This window comes from Streptomyces sp. CA-288835 (assembly GCF_050936385.1).
GTDB lineage: Bacteria > Actinomycetota > Actinomycetes > Streptomycetales > Streptomycetaceae > Streptomyces.
The window spans coordinates 2,041,951-2,064,002 of record NZ_JBNJMW010000001.1 but is presented as its reverse complement, the minus strand read 5'-3'; the positions used below and the strand labels follow the sequence as shown (position 1 = coordinate 2,064,002).

The 22,052-nt window shown below is 68.8% G+C and carries 20 protein-coding genes; 5 read left to right on the top strand and 15 right to left on the bottom strand.

Going from position 1 to position 22,052, the window contains the following annotated elements; genetic code table 11:
* Window positions 1-90 precede the first annotated feature (90 nt).
* Window positions 91-918 carry a response regulator transcription factor gene (locus ACQEVY_RS09375; RefSeq protein WP_432955137.1) on the bottom strand — a complete coding sequence of 276 codons (828 nt, stop codon included), beginning with the start codon at window positions 916-918 and terminating at the stop codon, window positions 91-93.
* A 117-nt stretch (window positions 919-1,035) separates the two neighbouring features.
* Between ACQEVY_RS09375 and ACQEVY_RS09370 the strand changes: the two genes are divergently transcribed.
* Together ACQEVY_RS09370 and ACQEVY_RS09365 are read left to right on the top strand one after the other, a co-directional pair.
* The gene (locus ACQEVY_RS09370) at window positions 1,036-2,706 is read left to right on the top strand and encodes an AMP-binding protein (protein WP_432946741.1); all 1,671 of its coding nucleotides are present in this window, start codon (window positions 1,036-1,038) and stop codon (window positions 2,704-2,706) included.
* Window positions 2,703-4,310 carry an AMP-binding protein gene (locus ACQEVY_RS09365; RefSeq protein ID WP_432946739.1) on the top strand — a complete coding sequence of 536 codons (1,608 nt, stop codon included), beginning with the start codon at window positions 2,703-2,705 and terminating at the stop codon, window positions 4,308-4,310. The genes ACQEVY_RS09370 and ACQEVY_RS09365 overlap by 4 nt, the downstream gene beginning before the upstream one ends.
* Before the next feature lie 81 nt (window positions 4,311-4,391).
* Here ACQEVY_RS09365 and ACQEVY_RS09360 read toward each other — a convergent pair whose 3' ends face one another.
* Both ACQEVY_RS09360 and ACQEVY_RS09355 read right to left on the bottom strand, forming a co-directional pair.
* Window positions 4,392-4,865 (bottom strand): carboxymuconolactone decarboxylase family protein, encoded by a 474-nt coding sequence (locus ACQEVY_RS09360; protein WP_432946738.1) that lies wholly within the window; start codon window positions 4,863-4,865, stop codon window positions 4,392-4,394.
* A gap of 109 nt (window positions 4,866-4,974) precedes the next feature.
* Window positions 4,975-5,490 (bottom strand): GNAT family N-acetyltransferase, encoded by a 516-nt coding sequence (locus ACQEVY_RS09355; RefSeq protein ID WP_432946736.1) that lies wholly within the window; start codon window positions 5,488-5,490, stop codon window positions 4,975-4,977.
* Window positions 5,491-5,784: 294 nt separating this feature from the next.
* Here ACQEVY_RS09355 and ACQEVY_RS09350 point away from each other — a divergent pair, with 294 nt between their 5' ends.
* Window positions 5,785-6,687: a helix-turn-helix domain-containing protein gene (locus ACQEVY_RS09350; RefSeq protein WP_432946734.1), complete on the top strand. Its 903-nt coding sequence runs from the start codon at window positions 5,785-5,787 to the stop codon at window positions 6,685-6,687.
* The gene (locus ACQEVY_RS09345) at window positions 6,684-6,869 is read left to right on the top strand and encodes a DUF397 domain-containing protein (RefSeq protein WP_432946732.1); all 186 of its coding nucleotides are present in this window, start codon (window positions 6,684-6,686) and stop codon (window positions 6,867-6,869) included. Before ACQEVY_RS09350 ends, ACQEVY_RS09345 begins: the two co-directional genes overlap by 4 nt.
* A gap of 439 nt (window positions 6,870-7,308) precedes the next feature.
* Here ACQEVY_RS09345 and ACQEVY_RS09340 read toward each other — a convergent pair whose 3' ends face one another.
* The gene (locus ACQEVY_RS09340; RefSeq protein WP_432946730.1) at window positions 7,309-8,130 is read right to left on the bottom strand and encodes a hypothetical protein; all 822 of its coding nucleotides are present in this window, start codon (window positions 8,128-8,130) and stop codon (window positions 7,309-7,311) included.
* 306 nt (window positions 8,131-8,436) lie between these two features.
* Between ACQEVY_RS09340 and gcl the strand changes: the two genes are divergently transcribed.
* Window positions 8,437-10,221 carry a glyoxylate carboligase gene (gene gcl / locus ACQEVY_RS09335; protein ID WP_432946728.1) on the top strand — a complete coding sequence of 595 codons (1,785 nt, stop codon included), beginning with the start codon at window positions 8,437-8,439 and terminating at the stop codon, window positions 10,219-10,221.
* Between the two features lie 248 nt (window positions 10,222-10,469).
* On the opposite strand, the gene ACQEVY_RS09330 is transcribed toward gcl, so the two are convergent.
* The 11 genes from ACQEVY_RS09330 to ACQEVY_RS09280 all read right to left on the bottom strand — a co-directional run bounded on the left by ACQEVY_RS09330 (window position 10,470) and on the right by ACQEVY_RS09280 (window position 22,043).
* Complete coding sequence (locus ACQEVY_RS09330) at window positions 10,470-11,201, bottom strand: alpha/beta fold hydrolase (protein WP_432946726.1); 732 nt, start codon at window positions 11,199-11,201, stop codon at window positions 10,470-10,472.
* Between the two features lie 68 nt (window positions 11,202-11,269).
* Window positions 11,270-12,163 carry a 2-hydroxy-3-oxopropionate reductase gene (locus tag ACQEVY_RS09325; protein ID WP_432946724.1) on the bottom strand — a complete coding sequence of 298 codons (894 nt, stop codon included), beginning with the start codon at window positions 12,161-12,163 and terminating at the stop codon, window positions 11,270-11,272.
* 53 nt (window positions 12,164-12,216) lie between these two features.
* The gene (locus tag ACQEVY_RS09320; protein ID WP_432946722.1) at window positions 12,217-13,056 is read right to left on the bottom strand and encodes a TIM barrel protein; all 840 of its coding nucleotides are present in this window, start codon (window positions 13,054-13,056) and stop codon (window positions 12,217-12,219) included.
* 186 nt (window positions 13,057-13,242) lie between these two features.
* Window positions 13,243-14,109 (bottom strand): hypothetical protein, encoded by an 867-nt coding sequence (locus ACQEVY_RS09315; protein ID WP_432946720.1) that lies wholly within the window; start codon window positions 14,107-14,109, stop codon window positions 13,243-13,245.
* A gap of 95 nt (window positions 14,110-14,204) precedes the next feature.
* Window positions 14,205-14,669: a hypothetical protein gene (locus tag ACQEVY_RS09310; protein WP_432955136.1), complete on the bottom strand. Its 465-nt coding sequence runs from the start codon at window positions 14,667-14,669 to the stop codon at window positions 14,205-14,207.
* A gap of 167 nt (window positions 14,670-14,836) precedes the next feature.
* The gene (locus ACQEVY_RS09305) at window positions 14,837-16,114 is read right to left on the bottom strand and encodes an MCE family protein (protein WP_432946718.1); all 1,278 of its coding nucleotides are present in this window, start codon (window positions 16,112-16,114) and stop codon (window positions 14,837-14,839) included.
* A complete protein-coding gene (locus ACQEVY_RS09300; protein WP_432955134.1) occupies window positions 16,111-17,421 on the bottom strand; it encodes an MCE family protein in 1,311 nt (436 codons plus the stop codon). Before ACQEVY_RS09300 ends, ACQEVY_RS09305 begins: the two co-directional genes overlap by 4 nt.
* 41 nt (window positions 17,422-17,462) lie before the next feature.
* A complete protein-coding gene (locus ACQEVY_RS09295) occupies window positions 17,463-18,611 on the bottom strand; it encodes an MCE family protein (RefSeq protein WP_432946716.1) in 1,149 nt (382 codons plus the stop codon).
* Window positions 18,608-19,588 carry an MCE family protein gene (locus ACQEVY_RS09290; protein ID WP_432955133.1) on the bottom strand — a complete coding sequence of 327 codons (981 nt, stop codon included), beginning with the start codon at window positions 19,586-19,588 and terminating at the stop codon, window positions 18,608-18,610. The genes ACQEVY_RS09295 and ACQEVY_RS09290 overlap by 4 nt, the downstream gene beginning before the upstream one ends.
* A gap of 167 nt (window positions 19,589-19,755) precedes the next feature.
* The gene (locus ACQEVY_RS09285) at window positions 19,756-20,808 is read right to left on the bottom strand and encodes an MCE family protein (protein WP_432946715.1); all 1,053 of its coding nucleotides are present in this window, start codon (window positions 20,806-20,808) and stop codon (window positions 19,756-19,758) included.
* Window positions 20,805-22,043, bottom strand: a complete 1,239-nt coding sequence (locus ACQEVY_RS09280) for an MCE family protein (RefSeq protein WP_432946713.1) — start codon at window positions 22,041-22,043, stop codon at window positions 20,805-20,807. The genes ACQEVY_RS09285 and ACQEVY_RS09280 overlap by 4 nt, the downstream gene beginning before the upstream one ends.
* Between the last annotated feature and the right edge of the window lie 9 nt (window positions 22,044-22,052).

Genomic DNA, 22,052 nt, shown 5'->3' with positions numbered 1-22,052 from the left:
AAATAACAAGTTCAGACGTGGTTCACGGTTTCGGTATACGGGATTTCAGGGCGCCCGATCTTGAATGGCCGCCCACTGTCGACCTCCACGTCAGGGCAGCAGCCCCGCCCGTCGAGCCGCCACCACCGCCTCCAGCCGCGTATGCGCCTCCAACTTCCGCATGGCGGACCGCAGATACGCCTTCACCGTCTCCGGCCGCAGCCCCAGCCGCTCCGCGGCCACCGCGTTGGTCGCACCGCCGGCCACACAGACCAGGACGTCCAGCTCACGCGGAGTGATCCGCACCCCACCGTCCGCGACCGGAGCCGGTGCCTCCGCCAAGGTGTCGCAGACCGCGAGGAGCTCGGCCCGCAGCTCCGGGTCCGCGACCCGCGGAGCCAGCGCCCGCAACGCCCCATGCGCCTCCCGGACCTGCTCCCACGCCGCGCCCGCCTCCGGCTCGCGCGCCGCCGCCAGCAGACCCTGCGCCTCGTCCCGTACGACCAGCGACTGCTCCACGTCCCGCGCCGCCTCCACCGCCGCGGTGAGCGTCCGGTCGCCCAGCGGCTGAGCCGTACGCAGCGCCCCGTACAACACTCCGCGCACCCGGCGGCGTACGACAACCGGCACCGCGAGGACGGACCGCAGCCCCTCGGCCGCGACCGCGGCGTCGTACTCATGGCTGATCTGCCGCGACAAGGAGTAGTCGGTGACGGCGCAGGGCCGGGCCAGGGCCACGGTCTTGCCGCCGAGCCCGTTGCCCGAGGTCACCGCGAGCCCGCTGAGCGCCGTCGTCCTGTTGCCGTTCAGCTCGCTGATCCGCATCTGTCCGCGATCCGGCTCGACCAGGCCGCCGAAGGCGACCGGCAGCCCCGTCGCGCGCCGCAGCCGTATCAGGGCGCCCCGCATCTCCACTGCTCCGGTCACATCCGCCACCATCTGCCCGTTCCCTCCGCCGCAGCGCACCCCCCGTTCGGGGGTAGTGAGATCCACGTCACGACTACACGATGTCATTGAGTCGCCCGGCAATGTGGCCGGGTTCGAGGAGGAAGACGGATGACGACGCCGACGGAGCGCTTCCGCAGCGCGCGGGACTTTCTGCTGGAGCACCGCGAGGACTATGCCACGGCCTACAAGTGCTTCAGCTGGCCACGGCCGGAGTACTTCAACTGGGCCCTCGACTGGTTCGACGTCATCGCCCGCGGCAACGACCGCACGGCCCTGCACATCGTCGAAGAGGACGGCGAACGCGTCGAGCTGTCCTTCGCCGCGATGTCCGAACGCTCGGCCCGGACCGCCAACTGGCTGCGCCGGCAGGGCGTACGCGCCGAGGACCGCATCCTCGTCATGCTCGGCAACCAGGTCGAACTGTGGGAGACCGCCCTCGCCGCGATGAAGCTGCGCGCCGTCGTCATCCCCGCGACCCCGCTGCTCGGCCCCGCTGACCTGCGCGACCGCGTCGAGCGCGGACGCGTACGGCATGTGATCGTCCGGGCCGAGGACACCGCCAAGTTCGACGACGTACCCGGCCGCTACACCCGCATCACCGTCGGCGGCGAGTGCGACGGCTGGCGGTCGTACGAGGACGCCTACGCGGCCCCCGCTCACTTCGAGCCCGACGGCGTCACCCACGCCGACGACCCCCTGATGCTGTACTTCACCTCCGGTACGACCGCCCGCCCCAAACTCGTCGAGCACACCCATGTGTCGTACCCCATCGGCCACTTGGCGACCATGTACTGGATCGGCCTCAAGCCCGGCGACGTCCACCTGAACATCTCCTCGCCCGGCTGGGCCAAGCACGCCTGGTCCAACCTCTTCGCCCCCTGGAACGCCGAGGCGACCGTCTTCCTCCACAACTACACGCGCTTCGACGCGACCCGCCTGATGGCGGAGATGGACCGCGCAGGCGTGACGACCTTCTGCGCCCCGCCCACCGTGTGGCGCATGCTCATCCAGGCCGACCTCACCCAGCTGCGTACCCCGCCGCGCGAGGCCGTCGCCGCCGGGGAGCCGCTGAACCCCGAGGTCATCGAGCAGGTCCGGCGGGCCTGGGGTGTGACGATCCGGGACGGTTTCGGGCAGACCGAGACGGCCGTCCAGGTGTCCAACAGCCCCGGCCAGCCGCTGAAGACCGGCTCCATGGGGCGACCCAGCCCGGGTTTCAAGGTCGAACTGCTCGATCCGGTGTCCGGAGTGCCAGGCGTGGACGAGGGTGAGATCGCACTCGACCTGTCCCACAAGCCCGTAGGGCTGATGACCGGCTACCACGGCGACCCCGACCGCACGGCGGAAGCGATGGCCGGCGGCTACTACCGGACGGGCGACATCGGTTCGCGCGACGCCGACGGCTACATCACGTACGTCGGACGCAGCGACGACGTCTTCAAGGCCAGCGACTACAAGATCAGCCCCTTCGAGCTGGAGAGCGCCCTCCTGGAGCACGAGGCTGTCGCCGAGGCGGCCGTCGTCCCCGCCCCCGACGAACTGCGGCTCGCCGTCCCGAAGGCGTACGTCGTCCTCGCGGAGGGCTGGGAGCCGGGCCCCGACACGGCGAAGGTCCTCTTCGAGCACGCGCGCACCACCCTCGCCCCGTACAAGCGCATCCGACGCCTGGAGTTCGGCGATCTCCCCAAGACGGTGTCGGGCAAGATCCGCCGGATCGAGCTGCGCGAGGCGACGGCGGCGGGGTCGGACGCCGAGTACCGCGAGGAGGACTTCCGGTGACCGAGATTTCGTATGCGCACGGGACGAGCGAGACGGCCTTGCTCGGCGACACCATCGGATCCCGTCTCGACCGGGCGATCGCCACATATCCCTCGCGGGACGCGCTCGTGGATGTGCCCTCCGGACGGCGTTGGACGTACGAGGAGTTCGGCGCCGCGGTCGACGAGGTGGCGCGTGGGTTGCTCGCCAAGGGGGTCGCGAAGGGCGACCGGGTCGGCATCTGGGCGATCAACTGTCCTGAATGGGTGCTCATCCAGTACGCGACCGCCCGCCTCGGCGCGATCATGGTGAACATCAACCCCGCTTACCGCGCCCATGAGTTGGAGTACGTGCTGAAGCAGGCAGGGATTTCGCTCCTGGTCGCCTCACTCGCGCACAAGGGGAGCGACTACCGGGCGCTGGTCGGTCAAGTGCGGGGAAAGTGCCCGGAGTTGCGCGAGACGGTCTACATCGGCGACGAGAGCTGGGACGCGCTGGTGGCGGGCGCGGCGTCGATCCCGTACGAGCAACTGGCGGGCCTGGAAGCTGAGTTGAGCTGCGACGACCCGGTCAACATCCAGTACACCTCGGGCACCACCGGCTTCCCGAAGGGCGCCACGCTCTCGCACCACAACATCCTCAACAACGGTTACTGGGTGGGCCGGACGTGCGGCTACACCGAGCAGGATCGGGTGTGTGTGCCGGTGCCCTTCTACCACTGCTTCGGCATGGTGATGGGGAATCTGGCCGCCATGTCCCACGGCGCGTGCGTCGTCATCCCGGCCCCGTCCTTCGATCCCGCGGCGACGCTGAAGGCCGTCGAGCAAGAACGCTGTACATCCCTCTACGGCGTCCCGACGATGTTCATCGCCGAACTGAACCTCCCGGACTTCGCGACGTACGACCTCTCCTCCCTGCGCACCGGCATCATGGCGGGCTCGCCCTGTCCCGTCGAGGTCATGAAACGGGTCGTGTCCGAGATGCACATGGCCGAGGTCTCCATCTGCTACGGCATGACCGAGACCTCGCCCGTCTCCCTCCAGACCCGCCGCGACGACGACCTGGAACACCGCACCGGCACGGTCGGCCGCGTACTGCCGCACATCGAGGTCAAGGTCGTAGACCCGGCGACCGGAGTGACACTGCCGTGCGGCTCCGCCGGTGAACTGTGCACCCGCGGCTACAGCGTGATGCTCGGTTACTGGAACGAGCCCGAGAAAACCGCCGAAGCCGTCGACTCCGGGCGCTGGATGCACACCGGGGACCTGGCCGTGATGCTCGACGACGGGTACGTCCAGATCGTCGGCCGGATCAAGGACATGATCATCCGGGGCGGCGAGAACATCTACCCGCGCGAGATCGAGGAGTTCCTGTACGCGCACCCGAAGATCGCGGACGTCCAGGTGGTGGGCGTACCGGATGAGCGGTACGGCGAGGAGGTACTCGCCTGCGTCATTCCGCGCGATCCGGCCGACCCGCTGACTCTGGAGGAGCTACGGGCCTTCTGCGCGGGGCAGTTGGCGCACTACAAGGTGCCCAGTCGGCTGCGGATTCTCGACTCCTTTCCGATGACGGTGTCGGGGAAGGTGCGGAAGGTAGAACTGCGGGAACGGTTCGCGGACTAGCGAGTACTGCGCCCCGGGCTCCTGCTCCCGCTTCTGCGAGAGGCGCCCGGGGCGTAGTCGTACTGCTTGCCGTGATCCGCGTTATCCGAACATGCCGGGCTGGTAGTCGCCTGCGGGCGTCTGGATCATCACGTTTCCGCGGTTGAAGGCGTTGATGATGGCGATGACGCATACCAGGTCGGCGAGTTGGTCCTCGTCGTAGTACTTGGCGGCGTTCGCCCAGGCCTCGTCCGTGACACCACCGGCCGCGTCCGCGATACGGGTGCCCTGCTCCGCCAGTTCCAGGGCCGCGCGCTCGGCCTCGGTGAACACGGTGGCTTCCCGCCAGGCCGCGACCATGTTGAGGCGCGTCCAGGTTTCCCCGGCGTGTATGGCGTCCTTGCTGTGCATGTCGGTGCAGAAGCCGCAGCCGTTGATCTGGCTGGCGCGAAGCTTCACCAGTTCCTGCGTCGAGAGCGGCAGCGTCGAGTCCGCGAGCGCCTTGTTCGCCGCGACGATGTGCTTGAAGGCCTTGGCTGCGTTCGGGCGGGCCATGATGTCCAAGCGAGCTTCCACGATGAGCTCCTCCGTCGTTGTTTGGTGGCTTCACGTGTACGACGGGGCGGCGCGACGAGATGTGACACGCACGAATGTGACCTGCGTCTCTACGTGTTTTTACGCGTCCTTACGTGTCGGAGGTTCGGCGCATGCAGACCCGCGGCCAGCGGTCGAGGCCGTGTTCGGCTTCGGCGGCGCGGATCTTCCGCAGGCCCGGGGTGAGTTCGGGCCCGGTCAGGACGCGGAAGCCGAGGCGCTCGTAGTACGGGGCGTTCCAGGGGACCTCCGCGAACGTGGTCAGCGTGAGAGCGGTCAGCCCTTCCTCACGCGCGCGCTCGGCGGCGTACGCGATGAGGGCGCGGCCCACGCCCCGCCGCCCCGCGTCCGGGTGGACGGTGACCTGCTCGATATGAAACGCACCGTCCACCGGCTCTCCGACCAGATAAGCCACAACGCGCCCGCTGGCGTCATCCTCGGCCACCCAGGCATGGCCCGCCTGCCGGAAGCGCTCCAGCACGTTGAGCGAGGGCGGGGCGTCGTCTGCGATCTCCGGCATACCGAGCGGGCGGAAGAGTTCACCGGCGGCACGCTCGATGTCTTGGAGGAGGGGGAGATCGGCTGGGGTGGCGGCTCTTATGGGCATGGGGTCAAGTGTGGGGTGGCGGTTGGTGGTTGAGCTGCTGATTTTTTGGAGCCCGGGGCCGCCACCCATCGGTCCGGGAGGGGAGGCTGTTGCGCAGAATTGTGACACTTGCCCACCCAAGTGTCACAAGTTCGCGCAACAGCCTCCCTCCCCTCCGCGGCTCGGGGAGGAGGCCGCGGCCGCGTACGCTGCGCGAGCGTACGCGGTTACGGGCTGGACAGTATTCATAACGCTTCGTAATCATGGGCGGGTTGGGTGTGTGCGGCGGGGCGGGTGCGCGGGAGGTGGCCAAGGGTGGTCGATAGCACGGTCGGTACGGATGTCGGCGGGGCGGAGGCGGACGGTACGCCGGCGGAGGCGGCGGCCGCAGTCCCGGCCACCTTCCGCGGCGAACCGGAATCCTCCGACAGCCTGCGAACCTTCGGCGCAGTCCTCCAGGCCCTGCGCGAACATGCGGGGCTGAGCAGGCAGGAGTTCGCCGAACTGGTCCGGTTCTCCAAACATACGGTGGCATCGGTGGAGTTGGGCCGCCGGATGCCGGACCCGACGCTGGTGGAACGCTCGGAGGAGGCTACGGGCAACACCGGGGCGCTGCGGAAGTCGGTACGGCACCTCGCACGGCAGCCGGGGTTGGCGGCGTGGTTCCGGCAGTGGGCCCGGCTGGAGGCGACGGCGATCACGTTGTACACGTACGAATGCCGCGTGGTTCCAGGGCTGTTGCAGACGGAGACTTACGCGCGGGCAATGTCCGCCGACGAGTTGCCGCCGCTGGACGACGCGCAAATCGAAGAACGGTGGGCTGCCCGGACGGAGCGACAGCGGCTATTGACGGAGCGGCCGAACACCACCTTCGGTTTCATCCTGGAAGAGCAGCTGTTTGTACGGCGGACAGGCGGGGCGGACGTCACGCGGGAGCTCATCGATCACGTGCTGGAGATCGGCTGGCTGCGGAACGTCGAGATCCAGATCATGCCTATGGTGCAGGAGTCACACGCTGGACTCCATGGCCCCGTGCAGTTGCTGGAAACCCCCGAGAACAAGTGGTTCGCCTATACCGAGGCCCCGGAGAGCGGCCAGTTGATCTCGGACTCGAAAGTGGTCAGCGTGCTCCAAAGGCGGTATGCCAGGATGCGTTCACAGGCTCTCACCTTCCAGGACTCCGTGAGCCTGTTGCAGCGGATGCGAGGAGACCTATGAGCACGTCCGACCTGGCCTGGTTCAAGAGCAGCTACAGCAGCACCGCTTCCGGCGACTGCGTAGAAGTCGCCACCTGCCCCGACACCGTCCACGTCCGGGACTCCAAGGACAAGCAGGGCTCCCAACTCGCCCTCTCTCCTGCCACCTGGATCGACTTCGTCTCGTACGCCGCCCAGACCTGACCCTTCACAACACAGCGCCCCGCGCACCGGCCCAACTCCGGGACGCTGTTGGTCAATTCGGGGCATGCGTGACGGCGGCCCCCGAGACCGGCTGTGGTCTTGGGGGCCGCCGTTGTCGTACCTTCCAGCGGTAGCTGGGGGAGCTTAGGGCGAGGCCGTTCAGGCCGAACGGGGTCTGGGGCGGAGCCCTGAAGAGGCCCAGGGGCGCAGCCCCGGTGGGTCTGGGGCTGGCTCCGGGATGGGGCCGGGGCGCAGCCCCGAGGGAGTCTGGGGCGGAGCCCTGAAGAGGCCCAGGGGCGCAGCCCCAGTGGGTCCGGGCTTGGCCCCGGGATGCGGGCCGGGGCCAGCCCCGAGGGGGTCTGGGGGCGAAGCCCCCAGCGGGGTGCAGGGGCGGAGCCCCTGGTTACGGGAAGGGGCGGGGTGGGGAAAGAAACCGAGCTCAAGCCCCCGCGGCGACCAGCTCGTCAGCCAAGCTGTTCACCGGCTGTGGCGTCCCCGTGAGGTCCAGCACGAAGAGCGGGACGCCAAGGGAGTCGGCGACGGAGCGAGCATCCTCCGCGTACCCGGCCAGGGAAAAGTAGACGCACCCCGTCGACTCCGTCATCGCCGTAAGCCACAGACACTCCACGTCACGCAGAGAGGCCGGCCGCAAGGTCGGATCGACCTGCGCCAGAACGCCACGCGCGGCCAACCCGATCCCGGAAGGCGGCCGCTGGTCCGCTCGCCGGATCTCCTGGTAACCGAGCCACCGGAGGTACAGAGCAGCGGCGGTCACGGCATCCCGAGCCGTACGTATCGTCACCGGGTTGAAGGGCGGCCGGGGCGAAGGCGCCGCGCGGGGGAGAGGAATGCGGGGGCGACGGGAGCCGGGTGGAGCGGACGCAGGCTGGTCGGCTCCTTCGTCGGTGCCGTCAGCGGTGCCTCCGTCGACGTCGGCGCCGGAGTCTGTGGCTTCCGGCTCGCCGTCCGTATGCGTACTCGCCCCCACACCCAAGCCGCGCTCCTCAGCCAACGGCACCCGAAGCACCGTCCCGCAGGGACACCCCAGTTCGGGCCGCGGCCACTGGTCCTGCCGGCCGCAGGCCGCGCACTGGACCGTGATCCAGTCGTCGTCCCAGGTGTGATGCGTAAGGGACTCCGGGACCGCGTCCCGGTCGAGCTCGGGCGTGACGGGTGCACCGCACACACAGGGGTACGACGGCGCCGCATAGACATGCTCGCGCCGACAGGCCGGACACCGCACCGGCACGCTCTCGGCCATGGCCCACTCCAGAAAACGTCGCGTCCACAAACACCCCACGGACAGACCTCCATCGTCCTCCAACCGGTCGATCCACGGCAGGCAGTTGAAAAACAACGGGCACTCGGTGCGTCGGAGACGGCGCAGTGGTTCCTGCCGGATGGGCGCCGTGTCTTGACGCCCCTTGGGACCCCACCTACATTGCTTCCAGATAGTAGAAATTACTTTCCGTATAGCGGAATCAATCGAAGATTCCGGTGGATGGCACAGAAGCTCTCCGCGGGGCGCGCCGGGAGCCCGGACCCACGGCCGAATCAGAGGTACTCCATGGCTCGAATGACCGCTGCCCGCGCGGCAGTTGAGATCCTCAAACTGGAGGGCGTCACCGACGCGTTCGGTGTTCCGGGTGCGGCGATCAACCCCTTCTACGCCGCCCTCAAGGCCTCCGGCGGCATCGGCCACACCCTCGCCCGCCATGTCGAGGGCGCCTCGCACATGGCCGAGGGCTACACCCGTACCCGCCCCGGCAACATCGGCGTCTGTATCGGCACTTCCGGCCCCGCCGGCACCGACATGATCACCGGCCTGTACTCCGCGACCGGCGACTCGATCCCCATCCTCTGCATCACCGGCCAGGCCCCAACTGCCGTGATCCACAAGGAGGACTTCCAGGCCGTCGACATCGCCTCCATCGCGGGGCCAGTCACGAAGATGGCGGTCACCGTCCTGGAGGCGGCGCAGGTGCCGGGCGTCTTCCAGCAGGCCTTCCACCTCATGCGTTCAGGGCGCCCCGGGCCCGTACTCATCGACCTGCCCGTCGACGTCCAGCTCACCGAGATCGAGTTCGACCCGGACACGTACGAGCCGCTGCCCATCTACAAACCGTCCGCGAGCCGCCCGCAGATCGAGAAGGCACTAGGGATGCTGAACGCGTCCGAGCGCCCGCTGATCGTCGCGGGAGGCGGAGTCATCAACGCCGACGCCTGCGAACTCCTCCTGCAATTCGCCGAGTTGACGGGAATCCCTGTCATCCCCACGCTCATGGGCTGGGGCGCCCTCCCCGACGACCACGAGCTGAACGCCGGCATGGTCGGCCTCCAGACCTCGCACCGCTACGGCAACGCGACCTTCCTGGAATCCGACTTCGTCCTCGGCATTGGCAACCGCTGGGCCAACCGGCACACCGGCAGGCTGGACGTCTACACGGCCGGCCGGACGTTCGTGCACGTCGACATCGAGCCGACGCAGCTCGGGCGGATCTTCGCGCCGGACTTCGGGATCGCGTCCGACGCGAAGGCGGCGCTTGAGCTCTTCGTAGAGGCGGCACGGGAGTTGAAGGCGGCGGGCGCCCTGCCGGACCGGTCCGCGTGGGTCCGGGCGGCGCAGGAGAAGAAGGCTCGACTCCAGCGACGTACGCACTTCGACGACATCCCGATCAAGCCACAGCGCGTGTACGAGGAGATGAACAAGGTCTTCGGACCCGAGACCCGGTACGTGTCCACGATCGGCCTCTCGCAGATCGCAGGCGCCCAGCTGCTGCACGTCCACCGACCGCGCCACTGGATCAACTGCGGCCAGGCGGGCCCGCTGGGCTGGACGATCCCGGCCGCCCTGGGCGTGGCGAAGGCCGATCCGGAGGCGTCCGTGGTGGCACTCTCCGGCGACTACGACTTCCAGTTCCTGATCGAGGAACTGGCCGTCGGCGCCCAGCACCGCATCCCGTACGTGCACGTCCTGGTGAACAACGCCTACCTCGGCCTGATCCGCCAGGCCCAGCGCGCGTTCGACATCGACTTCCAGGTCAACCTCGAATTCGAGAACCTCAACTCCCCAGAGCTGGGCGCCTACGGCGTAGACCACATCAAGGTCGCCGAAGGCCTCGGCTGCAAGGCCCTCCGCGTCACAGACCCCGGCGAACTGGCCGCCACCTTCGAACACGCCCTGAAGCTCGCCGCGGAGCACCGCGTCCCGGTCGTGGTCGAGGCGATCCTTGAACGCGTCACCAACATCGCGATGTCCACGACGAACGACATCAGCGCGGTGGTGGAGTTCGAGGAGGTCGCTACGGAGGCATGGCATGCGCCTACGTCGATCAGGACGCTCAAGACGTGAGCCCCCGCGCGCCCGGTATAACCGCATGCCCTGTATGAGGCCCGCCGCCCCCGTGCCGGCGGGCCCCATGTGCTGAGGATGTGCCCGCAGGCGGGGTGAGTTGAAGCCCCCGGGACGGGGTTCAGAGGTTCATTTGAGGATTCCGTAGGGGGCGTACGTCCCGTGGAGTACGGGCGGGACGCGATGGTGCCCCGCCTCGGACACTGGTGGCGAGTCGTCGGCGGCGGATCATGGCCGCGCGAAGCTGCTCAGCCGACGGCAGGGAGCTCGCGGGCGAAGCGGCGGACGGCATCGGTGAAGACATCTGGGGCGTCGAAGTTCGCGAGGTGTCGTGCCCGCGGGATCAATTCGACGCGAGCGTGGGGATGGGCGCGGGCGAAGTCCGCCTCGCCGGCCCGGAAGACGGCGTCCTTCTCGCCGTTCAGGATGAGGACCGGAGCCTTTACTTCACGCATCGCATCCGCGTCGAAGCGTCCGAGTACTTCGTCCCAGGCTGCCGGCAGGGTATGGAAGGCGTAGCCGGAACGGATGGTCGCCTCGACCACTTCCGGTGGGTAGAGCCGCCGCAGCAACCGGTCGTTCCATCGGGCCAGGCGATCCGCCGGCATACGAGGGACCAGCTTGGCGACCCATTGATAGGGCGTTGCCCAGAGGCCGCGGGTGGAGGCACTGGCGCCCGCGAGGATCAGCCCGCGCAGTTGATCCGGACAGCGCCGCGCGAACTCCAGCGAGGCGTATCCGCCGAGCGAGTGCCCGACGACCAGAGCCGGGCCGTGATCGAGCGAGTCCACCGCGGAAGCGATGATCTTCGTCGCCGTGCTCAGGCTCCAGGGCTGAGCCGAGCGCTCCCCATGACCGGGCAAATCGACGGCCGCTACCGGGAATTCGTCCCGAAGTGCGGCAAGCTGCATGCTCCACTGCCCCGCGCTGAAACGCGTCCCGTGAACGAAAACTATGGGCACTGCATCCGCTGCCGTCATCTGTCCCCCCCAGGTGACACCGTCTCAAGCCGACTCTACCGGCGGGGATCTTCCTCGCGATCGGGGCGTCAGACCTGCGTGCCGGAGAGGCGCTCGACCACGCGCAGCAGGGCCGAGTGGTCCAGGCCGCCGTCGCCCTGTGTGCGTAGGGAGGCGATGAGTTGGGCGACTACGGCGCCTACGGGGAGGGGTGCGCCGACGTTTCGGGCGGCGTCGGTGACGATGCCCATGTCTTTGTGGTGGAGGTCTATGCGGAAGCCCGGGGTGAAGTCGCGGTTCAGGAAGTTGTTCTTTTTGCGGGTCAGGACTGTGGAGCCGGCTAGGCCGCCGTTCAGGACTTCGAGGGCTGCCGTCAGGTCTACGCCCGACTTTTCCAGGAAGACCACGGCTTCGGCGCAGGCCTGGATGTTGATGGCGACGATCAGCTGGTTCGCGGCCTTTACCGTTTGGCCGGAGCCGTGGGGGCCGCAGAGGACGATCGTCTTGCCCAGAGCCTCGAAGAGCGGCTTCGCCTCGTCGAAGTCCGGCTGCTCGCCGCCGACCATGATGGACAGTACGGCCTCGACTGCGCCCGCCTCGCCGCCGGAGACCGGGGCGTCCAGGACGCGGATGCCCTTTGTCGCTGCGGACTTGGCCAGGTCGACCGAGGTCTGCGGGGTGATGGATGACATGTCGATCAGGAGGGCGCCGGGCCGGGCGTTCTCCAGGATGCCGTCAGGGCCGTATGCGATGGCCTCGACCTCGGGCGACGCGGGCACCATCGTGATCACGACGTCGGCGGCCCGTACGGCTTCGGCGATGGAAGCGGCCGCCGTGCCTCCGGCGGCGGTCAGGCGGTCGAGCTTCTGCTGCCTACGGGTGTAGCCGGTGACGTCGTAACCCGCCTTGATCAGGTTCTCGGACATGGGGGAGCCCAGGATGCCCAGGCCTATCCAGGCGACTTTGGGAAGTTTGTTGGTCATAAGGGGGCCTCTCGTGCCTCTCCAACTGCTGTGTTACGTCCGTGGGTTGGCGTTCAGCGGGCGGCGCGGGCCTCGCGTGGCAGCCAGTCGAAGGCCTCGGCGCTGGGGCGGGCGCCCGGCTTGTACTCCAGGCCCACCCAGCCCTCGTAACCCGCCTTGTTCAGTTGGTCCAGCAGGTCCTCGAGCGGCAGCGTGCCCGTGCCGGGGGCGCCGCGGCCGGGGTTGTCGGCGATCTGGACGTGGCCGGTCTGTGCGGCGTACTGCTTGATCAGCGATGGCAGGTCCTCGCCGTTCATCGACAGGTGGTAGAGGTCCATGAGGAAGCGGGCGTTGTCCAGGCCCGTCGCCTCGTTCACCTTGTCGACGATGGCGATGGCTGCGGGGGCGCTCAGCAGCGGGTAGAGCGGTGACTCGCGCCGGTTCAACGCCTCGATCAGCAGGGTCGCGCCTATGCGGTCGGCGGCGCGGGCCGCGAGCGAGAGGTTCTGCAGTGCGAGCGCGTCCTGCTCGGCCGGGTCCACGTTCTCGACGCGGTTGCCATACAGGGCGTTGAGCGCCTTGCAGCCTAGGGACTGGGCGAAGTCCGCCGCCACATCGACGTTCGCGCGGAACTTCTCCGACTCCTCGCCCGGAATCGACAGCGCGCCCCGGTCCGGGCCCGGCAGTTGCCCGGCGTAGAAGTTCAGCCCGGTCAACTGGACGCCCGCGTCCTCGATCGCCTGCTTCAGGGCGTTGAGTTCGGACCGCTCGGGGGTGGGGGAGTCGACCCACGGCCACCACAGCTCGACCGCGGTGAAACCGGCTCCGGCGGCGGCAGCGGGGCGCTCCACGAGCGGGAGTTCCGTGAAGAGGATCGACAGGTTGACGTTGAAGCGCTGCTCCGCATATCCCATCGGGGTCGGCGCCCTCTCTCGCGAGTCGTTCGTTCCGTATTGTGGAAGATTGATTCTGTTTAGCGAAAAGGCTGCCTGGGGCTGAGGAAACCTGTCAAGAGCCGTAGCAGAGAAACGCCCTCCGCGCGATCTGCGCGGAGGGCATGGGCAGTGAGTGGGCTCGGTGAGTGGGTCCAGTGAGTCGGCTCAGAGGGCGTCGACTGCGCTTACCTTCCAGCCGTCGGAGGTACGGTCCAGTGTCATTCGCACCCGGTTCAGGTCCACTCGCGGGCCCGAGACCTGGGTGCTTCGGGTCACCTGGTTGACGAAGAGCAGCACGACCGCCTTGTCGGGTGAGGCCGAGACGACCGAGGCCGCGGGAGTGCCGCCGCCTGCCGGTTCCACGACGGTGGCCTTCACCACGCCCTCGTACTTCTTGGCCGTCGGGCCGACGACCGTCTTCGTGGTCTTCCCGTACTCGTCGCGGAATTTCCCGGTGAGGCGGGCGCGCGCCGCGGTGAAGTCACGGTCCAGGTGCCGGTAGTCGTACGACAGCACGACGGGCGCTGCCTTCCGGGCGGCCGTGAGCGCCTGCCCCCGTGCCTGCTCGGCCCGCTGCCCCTCACGGTACTGCCATCCGAGTACGGCGACTGCGATCAGACCCGCGATGAGGAGGGCGGTCAGGATCGCGGTGAGCAGCCTTCCGCGGGATCGCTGCGCACCGGAACCGGAGCTAGCACCGGCGTCTGAGCCGGTCTCCCTCCCGTCTCCGTTCCCGTCCTTCTTGTCCTTGCCCTCCGGCTCCTCCTCATCGAAGGAGTCCAGTGACGGCTCCGGTGGGTCGTCCCAGCCGTCCGGGGCCTCGATGACCAGGGTGGGACCGGACTCCTGTCCCTCCGGGCGCCGTGGTGTCTTCTTGGCGGCGGTTTCCTCCGGGGTCGGGCCCCCGGCGGCGACGGTGACGCCTTCCGCGCGCTTGGACGCGGTGCGCTTGGCCGCCGCGCGGGCCGCCGCTGTCAGGGTGCGGCGGGCGGGCGAGCCGGTGCCGCGCGTTCGGGAGGTCGGGTTCGCCACGGTCTTGCTCCTTACTGGGCGTACGGCATTGGACGGGGCGTACGGCGCCGGAAGTGGTCGTACGGCACTGGTTGTTCGGCGGGGCGGGAGCCCGGTCAGCCGACGAACTCCACGTCGGATGTCAGCCAGCGGCCGTCCTTCAGGACGAGGTCGAGTTGCAGCCGGTACGTTCGCGCCTCCCCGTCGGGCACGGCCGTGTTGGTCACCTTGCTGTCGGCGACCACCAGGACCCGGGCCGAGCGCTCGTCGGAGCGGACGATGCCCGCGTCGAGGACCCGGCCCTCGGACACCGACTTGTTCTCGGCGACAAGCGCGGTCAACTCCTCGGTCTGCGCGGCGAATTGCTCCTTGAAGTCGCCCGTGGCGCCCTTCAGCACGTTGCCGCTGTCGCGGTCGTAGTGCCGGTAGTCGAGCGAGGTGAAGTTCAGTGCCGACTGGCGGGCCGCCGCGAGGATGTCCTGGCGCCGCTGGTCCGCCTCGTGCCGTTCGAGCAGTTGGAAGCACAGCCAGATGGTGAGCGCCGTGGTCACGGCTGTCGCCACCGCGAGTCCCACCGACAGGGCCCTGCGCGGGCGCTCCGGGGGAAGGGCGGTACGACCACTGCCGGTCGTCTGTGGCTGGTCGAGCGCACGCGGCGGAGCCGTATATGCCACTGCCCCGCGCCCCTTACTGGGCGCGGCTTGCACACCAGCCAACGCCCAGACCCTCAGCGCTTGGAGCCTTCCGGTCACGCCATCGGTCCCACTAGCAGCCATTGCCACGACTCCTTTCCAAACACGGTCTGTTGCCCGCCCGTCGAGCCGATCTCGACAGGCGTTCCGTCCGGCCCGGTCGCCGTCCCGGTCTCCGGGTCGTAAGGCGCGACGTACGCGACCTGGTCGCCGCCACCGGCACGGGACGACGCCCCGGGCGCGTTCTGCGCCCCCCGCACCGACGTGTCCCCACCCCGCGGAGCCGTGCAGCGCGCCTCGGTGTTCGCCGGGCGCGTGCTCGTGTCCGCGGGATCGCGCCGCCCCGTCCCGTAGCCCTCGGTGCACGCGGGCGGGTCGTCGGCGTTGAGGACCAGGCCGAAGTGGGTGGTGCCGTCGCCCGGGATGACGGTGTAACTGCCCTCGACCACCACCGGGAACGTGACCAGGGCCTGCTCCACGCCGGGCAGCCGGGCCACCGTGACCTGGCCGCCGCTGATCAGGTTGGCCAGCAGGACCCGTAGATCCGGACCGGTGGACCTGAGCAGCGAGTTGACCTCCTGCGCGGCCGGTGCCGAGTTGCCGATCAGCTTGCGCAGGTCGCCGTCGCTGGACTTCAGCTCCGCGGTGAGCGCCGCCAGATCGCGGGAGAACGACTTGATGGACGAGCCCTGGTCGGCCTGCGTCTTGAGGACCTTCCGTGAGTCCTCGATCAAGGAGATCGTCTGCGGGAGCGAGTCGGACGCCGACTCCACGAGCGCGTTGCCCGAGTCCACAAGGCGGCTCAGCGACGGTCCGGTGCCGGCGAAGGCCTTGCCCAACTCGTCGACGGTGACCCGCAGATCGCCCTTGCCGACCGAGGTGACCAGCCGGTCCAGACTGAGGACCATGTCCGTGGTGGGCAGCGGTACCCGGGTGCTCTCGCGCGGGATCGAGCTGCCCTCGAGCAGATACGGGCCGCCGGAGGTACGCGGCTGCAGATCCACGTACTGCTCGCCCACCGCCGAACGGTTCGCCACCACAGCCAGGGTGTCCGCCGGGATGCGCGGCCCGTCGCCCTCGATGTCGAGCGACACCGAGACGCCCTCGGAGCCGGTGAGCCGCAGCGCGCCGACCCGGCCCACCGGCACCCCGCGGTACGTCACCTCGGCACCGGGGAAGATGCCCCCTGACTCGGCGAAGTCGGCCCGCACGGTGTAGCCGCGGTCGAGGAGTTCGTCCACCAGGCCCGTGTACTGGGCGCCGACGTACGACACCCCGACGGCGGTGACGGTGGCGAAGGCGAGCAGCTGGGCCTTGACCGTACGTGTGATCACGGCTGTATCCCCTTCAGCATGAGCTCTGCGAGCGCGAGGTCGATCCCTGACGGGAGTCCGCCTGAAGCCGAGGTCCCGTGGGCGGCGTAGCTGCTGGTGCACACCGGAGGGCAGAGCGGGCCGCCGCCCGAGGGTGCCGAGGGCTCGTCGCGCGAGTCCGGCAGGTTCGGCGTGCCCGGCAACCCCGTGGGCGTCGGCACATCCGGTAGGTCCGGCACGTCCGGTACGTCCGGGAGTTCAGGCAGATCCGGCACATCGGGTCCGCCGTCCTGGCCCTCGTCCTTCCCGTCACCCTCTCCAGGCTTGTCGGTGAGGTTGCCGTAGATGCCCGTCAGATCGAGATCGGCGGTGATCTTGAGGTTGACGTAGTCGCCCTTGACGGCGTCCACCGCGTTGCGCGGGAACGGGTAAGTGGTCAGCAGCTCAAGGGAGTTGGGCAGATCGTCGCCCGCCTTGTTGAGCTGTTGCAGGATGGGCCTGAGCTGCTTCAGGTTGGCGACCGTGTCGTCCCGCGAGGCGTTGATGACCTTGGTGCCGGTCTTGCCGAGCTTCGAGAGCGCGGTGAGCATCTTCGTCAGGTCGCGTCGCTGGTCGGCGAGGACCTTCAGCGCGGGCGGCATGGTGTCGACTGCCCGGGCGATGGTCTTCTTCTCCTTCCCGAGCCGTTTCGCCAGCCGGTCGATGCCCTCGAGCGCGCGCACGATGTCCTTGCGCTGCTTGTCCAGGCCGCCGATGAACGTGTTGAGCTCCTTGAGCAGGGACTTGACCCGGTTCTCCCGGCCCGCCAGGGCCTTGTTCAGCTCCACGGTGATCGTCTTGAGCTGGGCCACTCCGCCGCCGTTGAGGAGCGCGGACAGGGCGGACAGCACCTCCTCGATCTCCGGGTTGCGGCCGCTGCGGGACAGCGGGATGCGGTCGCCGTCGCTGAGCCGGCCCACAGGGTCCGCGTCCGGCGGGGCGGACAGCGCCACGTACTTCTCGCCGAGCATGCTGGTCTGCCGCAGCTCGGCGACCGCGTTGCCGGGCAACTTCACCGAGTCGGCGACCCGCAGCCGTACCCGCGCGTGCCAGCCGGCCAGCTCCACCTTCTCGACCGCGCCCACGGTGACGTTGTTGACCTTGACCGCCGACTGCGGCACCAGATCCAGTACGTCCCTGAACTCGACCGTGACGTGATAGGCGTGCCCGTCCGCGGCGGCGCCGCCGGGCAGCTGGACGTCGTACCAGCCGTTGATCTCGCAGCCCGACAACAGCACCGAACCGACCGCCGCCCAGACGACCGCCCCGCCCTTGCGCCGCATGCTCATGCGCGGCCCGCGCACCCGCAGCTCGCTCCTACGCAGCTTGCTCATGCGTCGGCCCCCAGAATTCCGCCGAGCGTCCGGTCGACCGTGCCCGTGCTCGGCACCGCCGGGGCGCTCGGCACCTCGGGCAGGGATTTGAAGAGCTTCTCCAGATCCCGGCAGTCCGGGTTCTTGCCGCCCGCGTCCCCGGTCGTCTTCAGCAGGGAGCACAGCAACGCGGCCGGGTCCTGCGGGTGGTCCGGGTTGTTGCGGGTGTCGAGGGTGCCGGCGGACGGGTTGTAGGCGTTCTGGAGGTTGGACAGTCCGGTCGGCGTGACCTCCAACAGCTCCTCCAGCGCGGCCCGTTGGGTGACGAGGACCTTGGTGACCTTGCTGAGGCCCTCCACGTTCGAGCGCAGCGATTTCTTGTTCTTCTTCACGAAGTCGGAGATGTCACCGAGGGCCGTCCCGAGATGCTTCAGTGCGGCGGCGAGGTCCTTGCGCTCCCCGGCGAGCTGCTTGGCCACCTTGGCGAGGCTGGTGTTGAAGGACCGTACGCTCTTGTCGTCGGCCGCCAGCGCGGCCGTGAAGACCTGCAAGTTGCGTACGGTCCCGAACAGGTCCCCTCGTCCGTCGGACAGGGTCGTGACCGCCTGCGACAGGTCCTCGACCGTCTGGTTCAGGTTCTCGCCCTGCCCGTCGAGGTTGTCCGCGCTCACCCCCAGCAGCCGTGACAGCGCGCCGTCCTTGTTCGCGCCCTTCGGGCCGAGCGCCTCCGACGTGGTGTGCAGACTGTCGAAGATCCGGTCCAGTTCGACCGGTACGGCCGTACGCGCCTCGGGGATCACGTCGCCGTCCCGCAGCACCGGGCCCTTCCGGTACACCGGCAGCAGTTGTACGTAACGGTCGCTGACCACCGAGGAGTTGATGATCGCCGCCTTCGCGTCGGCCGGCACCTTGCGCCCCTCCTCGTACTCGAACTCGACCCGCACCCGCTTGCCCTCCGGCGTGATCTTCTTGACCTCGCCGATCCGGACACCGAGGACGCGGACGTCCGAGCCGGGGTAGATGCCGACGGTGCGCGGGAAGTACGCGGTGACGCGTACGGGTTCGGAGCGCGGCCACAGGACGACGGCGAGTGTGGCGACCACAGCCAGTGCGGTGACCAGAGCCAGGCGGCGAGCTATGGGTGAACTCCCCAGTGACGACTTCATCGCGAGCCCCCCGTCCGAGGGACCACCGGAGCGGCGACCATGTTCTGGATGTAGCTGTCGAACCAGCGGCCGTTGCCGAGGGTGTTGGTGAAGACCCGCACGTACGGCGCGAGCAGTTTGACGCTGCGGTCGAGGCTCGACTGGTTGCGTTCGAGCATCTTCACGAAGGTGTTGAGGCCCTTGAGAGCGGGCCCGATCTCCTTCTGGTTGTCCTCGACGAGGCCGGAGAGCTGGATGCCGAGTGCGGCGGAGCTCTTGAGGAGGTTGTGGATCGCCGTACGCCGCTTGTTGATCTCCTTGAACAGCTTGTCGCCGTCCTTGACCAGCGCGGAGAAGTCCTCGGAACGGTCGGCCAGCACCCCGGTGACACCGTTCGCGTGATCGAGGAGTTCGCGCAGCGCCTTGTCGCGCGAGGCCACCGTCTTCGAGATCCGCGACAGCCCCTTGATTGACGCCCGTACCTCGGCGGGCGAGTCCTCGAAGGTGGTGGAGATGGTGTCCAGCGCCTGCGCGAGCCGCTCCGTGTCGACCTCCTCGGTCGTGGTGGTCAGATCGCTGAAGGCCTGTACGACGTCGTACGCGGCGACCGTGCGCCGGAGCGGGATCTCGTCGCCGGCCTTCAGCTGACCCGGCCCCTTCGGATGCAGCGCGAGATATTTCGCGCCGAGGATGGTCTTCACGCGGATCGACGCACCGGTCGCCGTGCCGAAGGCAGGCTCGCCCTTGACCTTGAAGGTGACCTTGACGTGGTCGCCGTCCAGGTCGACCTCCTCGACCTTGCCGACCTTGACCCCGGCGATCCGCACCTCGTCGCCCGGCTTGAGCCCGCCCGCTTCCGAGAAGGCCGCGCTGTACGTCCGGCCGCCGCCGATCAGCGGGAGGCTGTCGGCGTTGAACGCGGCGAAGGTCAGCAGCGCGAGGGCGGTGAGGCCGGCGGCGCCGATGACGACGGGGTTGCGGTCCCGGAAGGGGATCAGGCGGGGCCGGAGCCGTATTCGTATCCGTGGCCGCCTCACCGGCAGGATCCGCGGCGGTCTCGGCAGTCTCGGCAGCCTCGGCCGCAGAAACCTCGGGAGCTTCGGCGGATCGATGCGGACCTTCACCAAGGGCTCCGGACGCTGCTTGCGGGGACGGTTCTTGCGGCTCATCCGCCACACCTCGCCCTCGCCACGTGCATCTCCGGCGTGAGCACCTGCTTCGTTTTCGGCAGCACGATCCGGCCGTCGAAGTCACAGAGGTAGAAGTTGAACCACGAGCCGTAGGACGCCGTCCCCGTCAGCTCGTTGAGCTTGTTCGGCAGCCGCTGCAGGACGCCCTCCACGGTCTTCTCGTTCTTGTTCAGCGTTCCGGTGAGATCGGTCAGCTCGCTGATGTCGTCCTTCAGGGGTGGCCGCGCGTCCTCGAGCAGTCCCGAGGTGGCTGCGGCCAGGTCGCCGATGCTCACCAGCGAGTCGCCGATGGGCTTGCGGTCGGCGGACAGTCCGGAGATCACCCGCCGCAACTGCTTGAGCAGTCCGGAGAAGCGGGCGCCGCGCCGGTCGAGCGTCTTCAGCACGGTGTTGAGGTTGTCGATCACGGAACCGATCAGCTGGTCGCGGTTCGCGAGGGTGGTCGTGAGCGAAGCCGTGTGCGCAAGCAGGCTGTTGACGGTGCCGCCCTCGCCCTGGAGCGTCTTGATGATCTCGGTGGCGAGCTGGTTGACGTCCTTGGGGCTGAGCGCGGCGAACAGCGGCTTGAAGCCGTTCAGCAGCGCGTTGAGGTCCAGGGCGGGTTGGGTCCGCGACAGCGGAATCGTGCCGCCGGGCCGCAGCCGGGTTCCGTCGCCCGTTCCCTCGGTCAGCGCGATGTATCGCTGTCCGACCAGGTTCCGGTAGCGGACGACCGCGCCGGTGCTGCGCAGCAGCGGACGGTCCGCGGTGACCGTGAAGCTGACCTCCGCCCGCGTACGGTCCTTGATGCGGATGCCGTCGACCTCGCCGACCCGTACCCCGGCCACCCGTATGTCGTCGCCCTCTTCCAGGCCCGTGACATCGCTGAACACCGCGCGGTACGTGTGCTCTGGAGTGAAGGAGATGTTGACGATCGTGGCGGCGAGCAGAGCTGTCGCCAGGATCGTCACCACAGCGAAGAGGCTGAACTTGACGAGCGGTGCGGCGGCCTGCCGGGCGCCTGTCGCCTTCGTACGACCTGTCCTCATGCGACGCTCACCGCCGTTCCGCGGGCCATCGGGCCGAACAGCAGGGTCGCGACCGGCGGCACCTCGTCGACGGGTACGCCCATGGCGGGCGCCACGAGGGAGCCGACGGCGCGCTGTTCGGCCTCGGTGGCGGACACGTCGATTCCGCCGGGCAGGCCGTTGCCCGAACTCCCCGATTTCGTACCGTCGTTGAGCTTCGTGTGCGGTGCGGGCACCTGCGGGTGGGGCAGGCCTCGGCAGTTGGGCCCGGACCGCTCGCCGTAGCGAGGCTCCTCACCCGGTTCGTACGCGGGCCGCTGCTGGACGACTTCGAGGGTGATACGCATCTTGCCGCCGCGGAACGCCTCCTCCGAGGCCTCCTCCTGCCGGACTAGGCCCTCGAGAAGGCACGGGTACTCGGGCGAGTAGCGGGCGAAGAGGTCCAGCGTGGGGCGGGAGACCCGGCCGAGGGTGATCAGCCGGTCGCCGTTCTCGTCGAGGAACTCGTCCGCGGTGCCCGCGACGCCGGTGGTCGCGGTGAGGGCGGCGGCCAGTTGGTCCCGCTTCTCGACGAGGGTGCGGCTGGTGGTGACGGTGTTGCGCAGGATCTTCATCAGGTCGGGCGCGGCGTCGCCGTACACCTCGGCTACATCGGCGAACCGGGCGATGTCCTCCCTCAACGACGGCATGTGCGGGTTGAGTTGGCGCAGATAGTCCTCGACGCGGACGAGGTTGTCCCCGATCCGGTCGCCGCGCCCCTCCAGCGCGGTGGAGAACGCCGCGAGCGTGGCGTTGAGCTTGCCGGGCTGCACGGTCCGCAGCAACGGCAGCAGATCGTTCAGCAGTTGCTGCAACTCGATACCGACCTTCGTACGGTCCTGGGTGATGACGTCCCCGGCGCGGATGGCCCGGGCGTTCGTGTCCCGGGGCGCCACCAGGTCGACGTACTTCTCGCCGAACAGCGTCTTGGGCAGCAGCCGCGCGTGCACGTCGGCGGGGATGTGCGCGACATGCTCCGGCTTGAGCGCGATGTCGAGCGTGGCCTTCTTGCCGTCGGCCCGCACCGTGCGCACCTCGCCCACCAGCAGCCCGCGCAGCTTGACGTCGGCGAGCGGATCGAGCTGGTTGCCGAGGCTGTCGGCCTCCAGCGTGATGCGCACGACGGGGGTGAACGCCTGCTGGTAGACGGCCACGGCGAGCGACAGCAGCAGCGCGAGCACGGCGATGAAGACAAGGCCGTACAACCGCAGTCTCATGACTTTCCT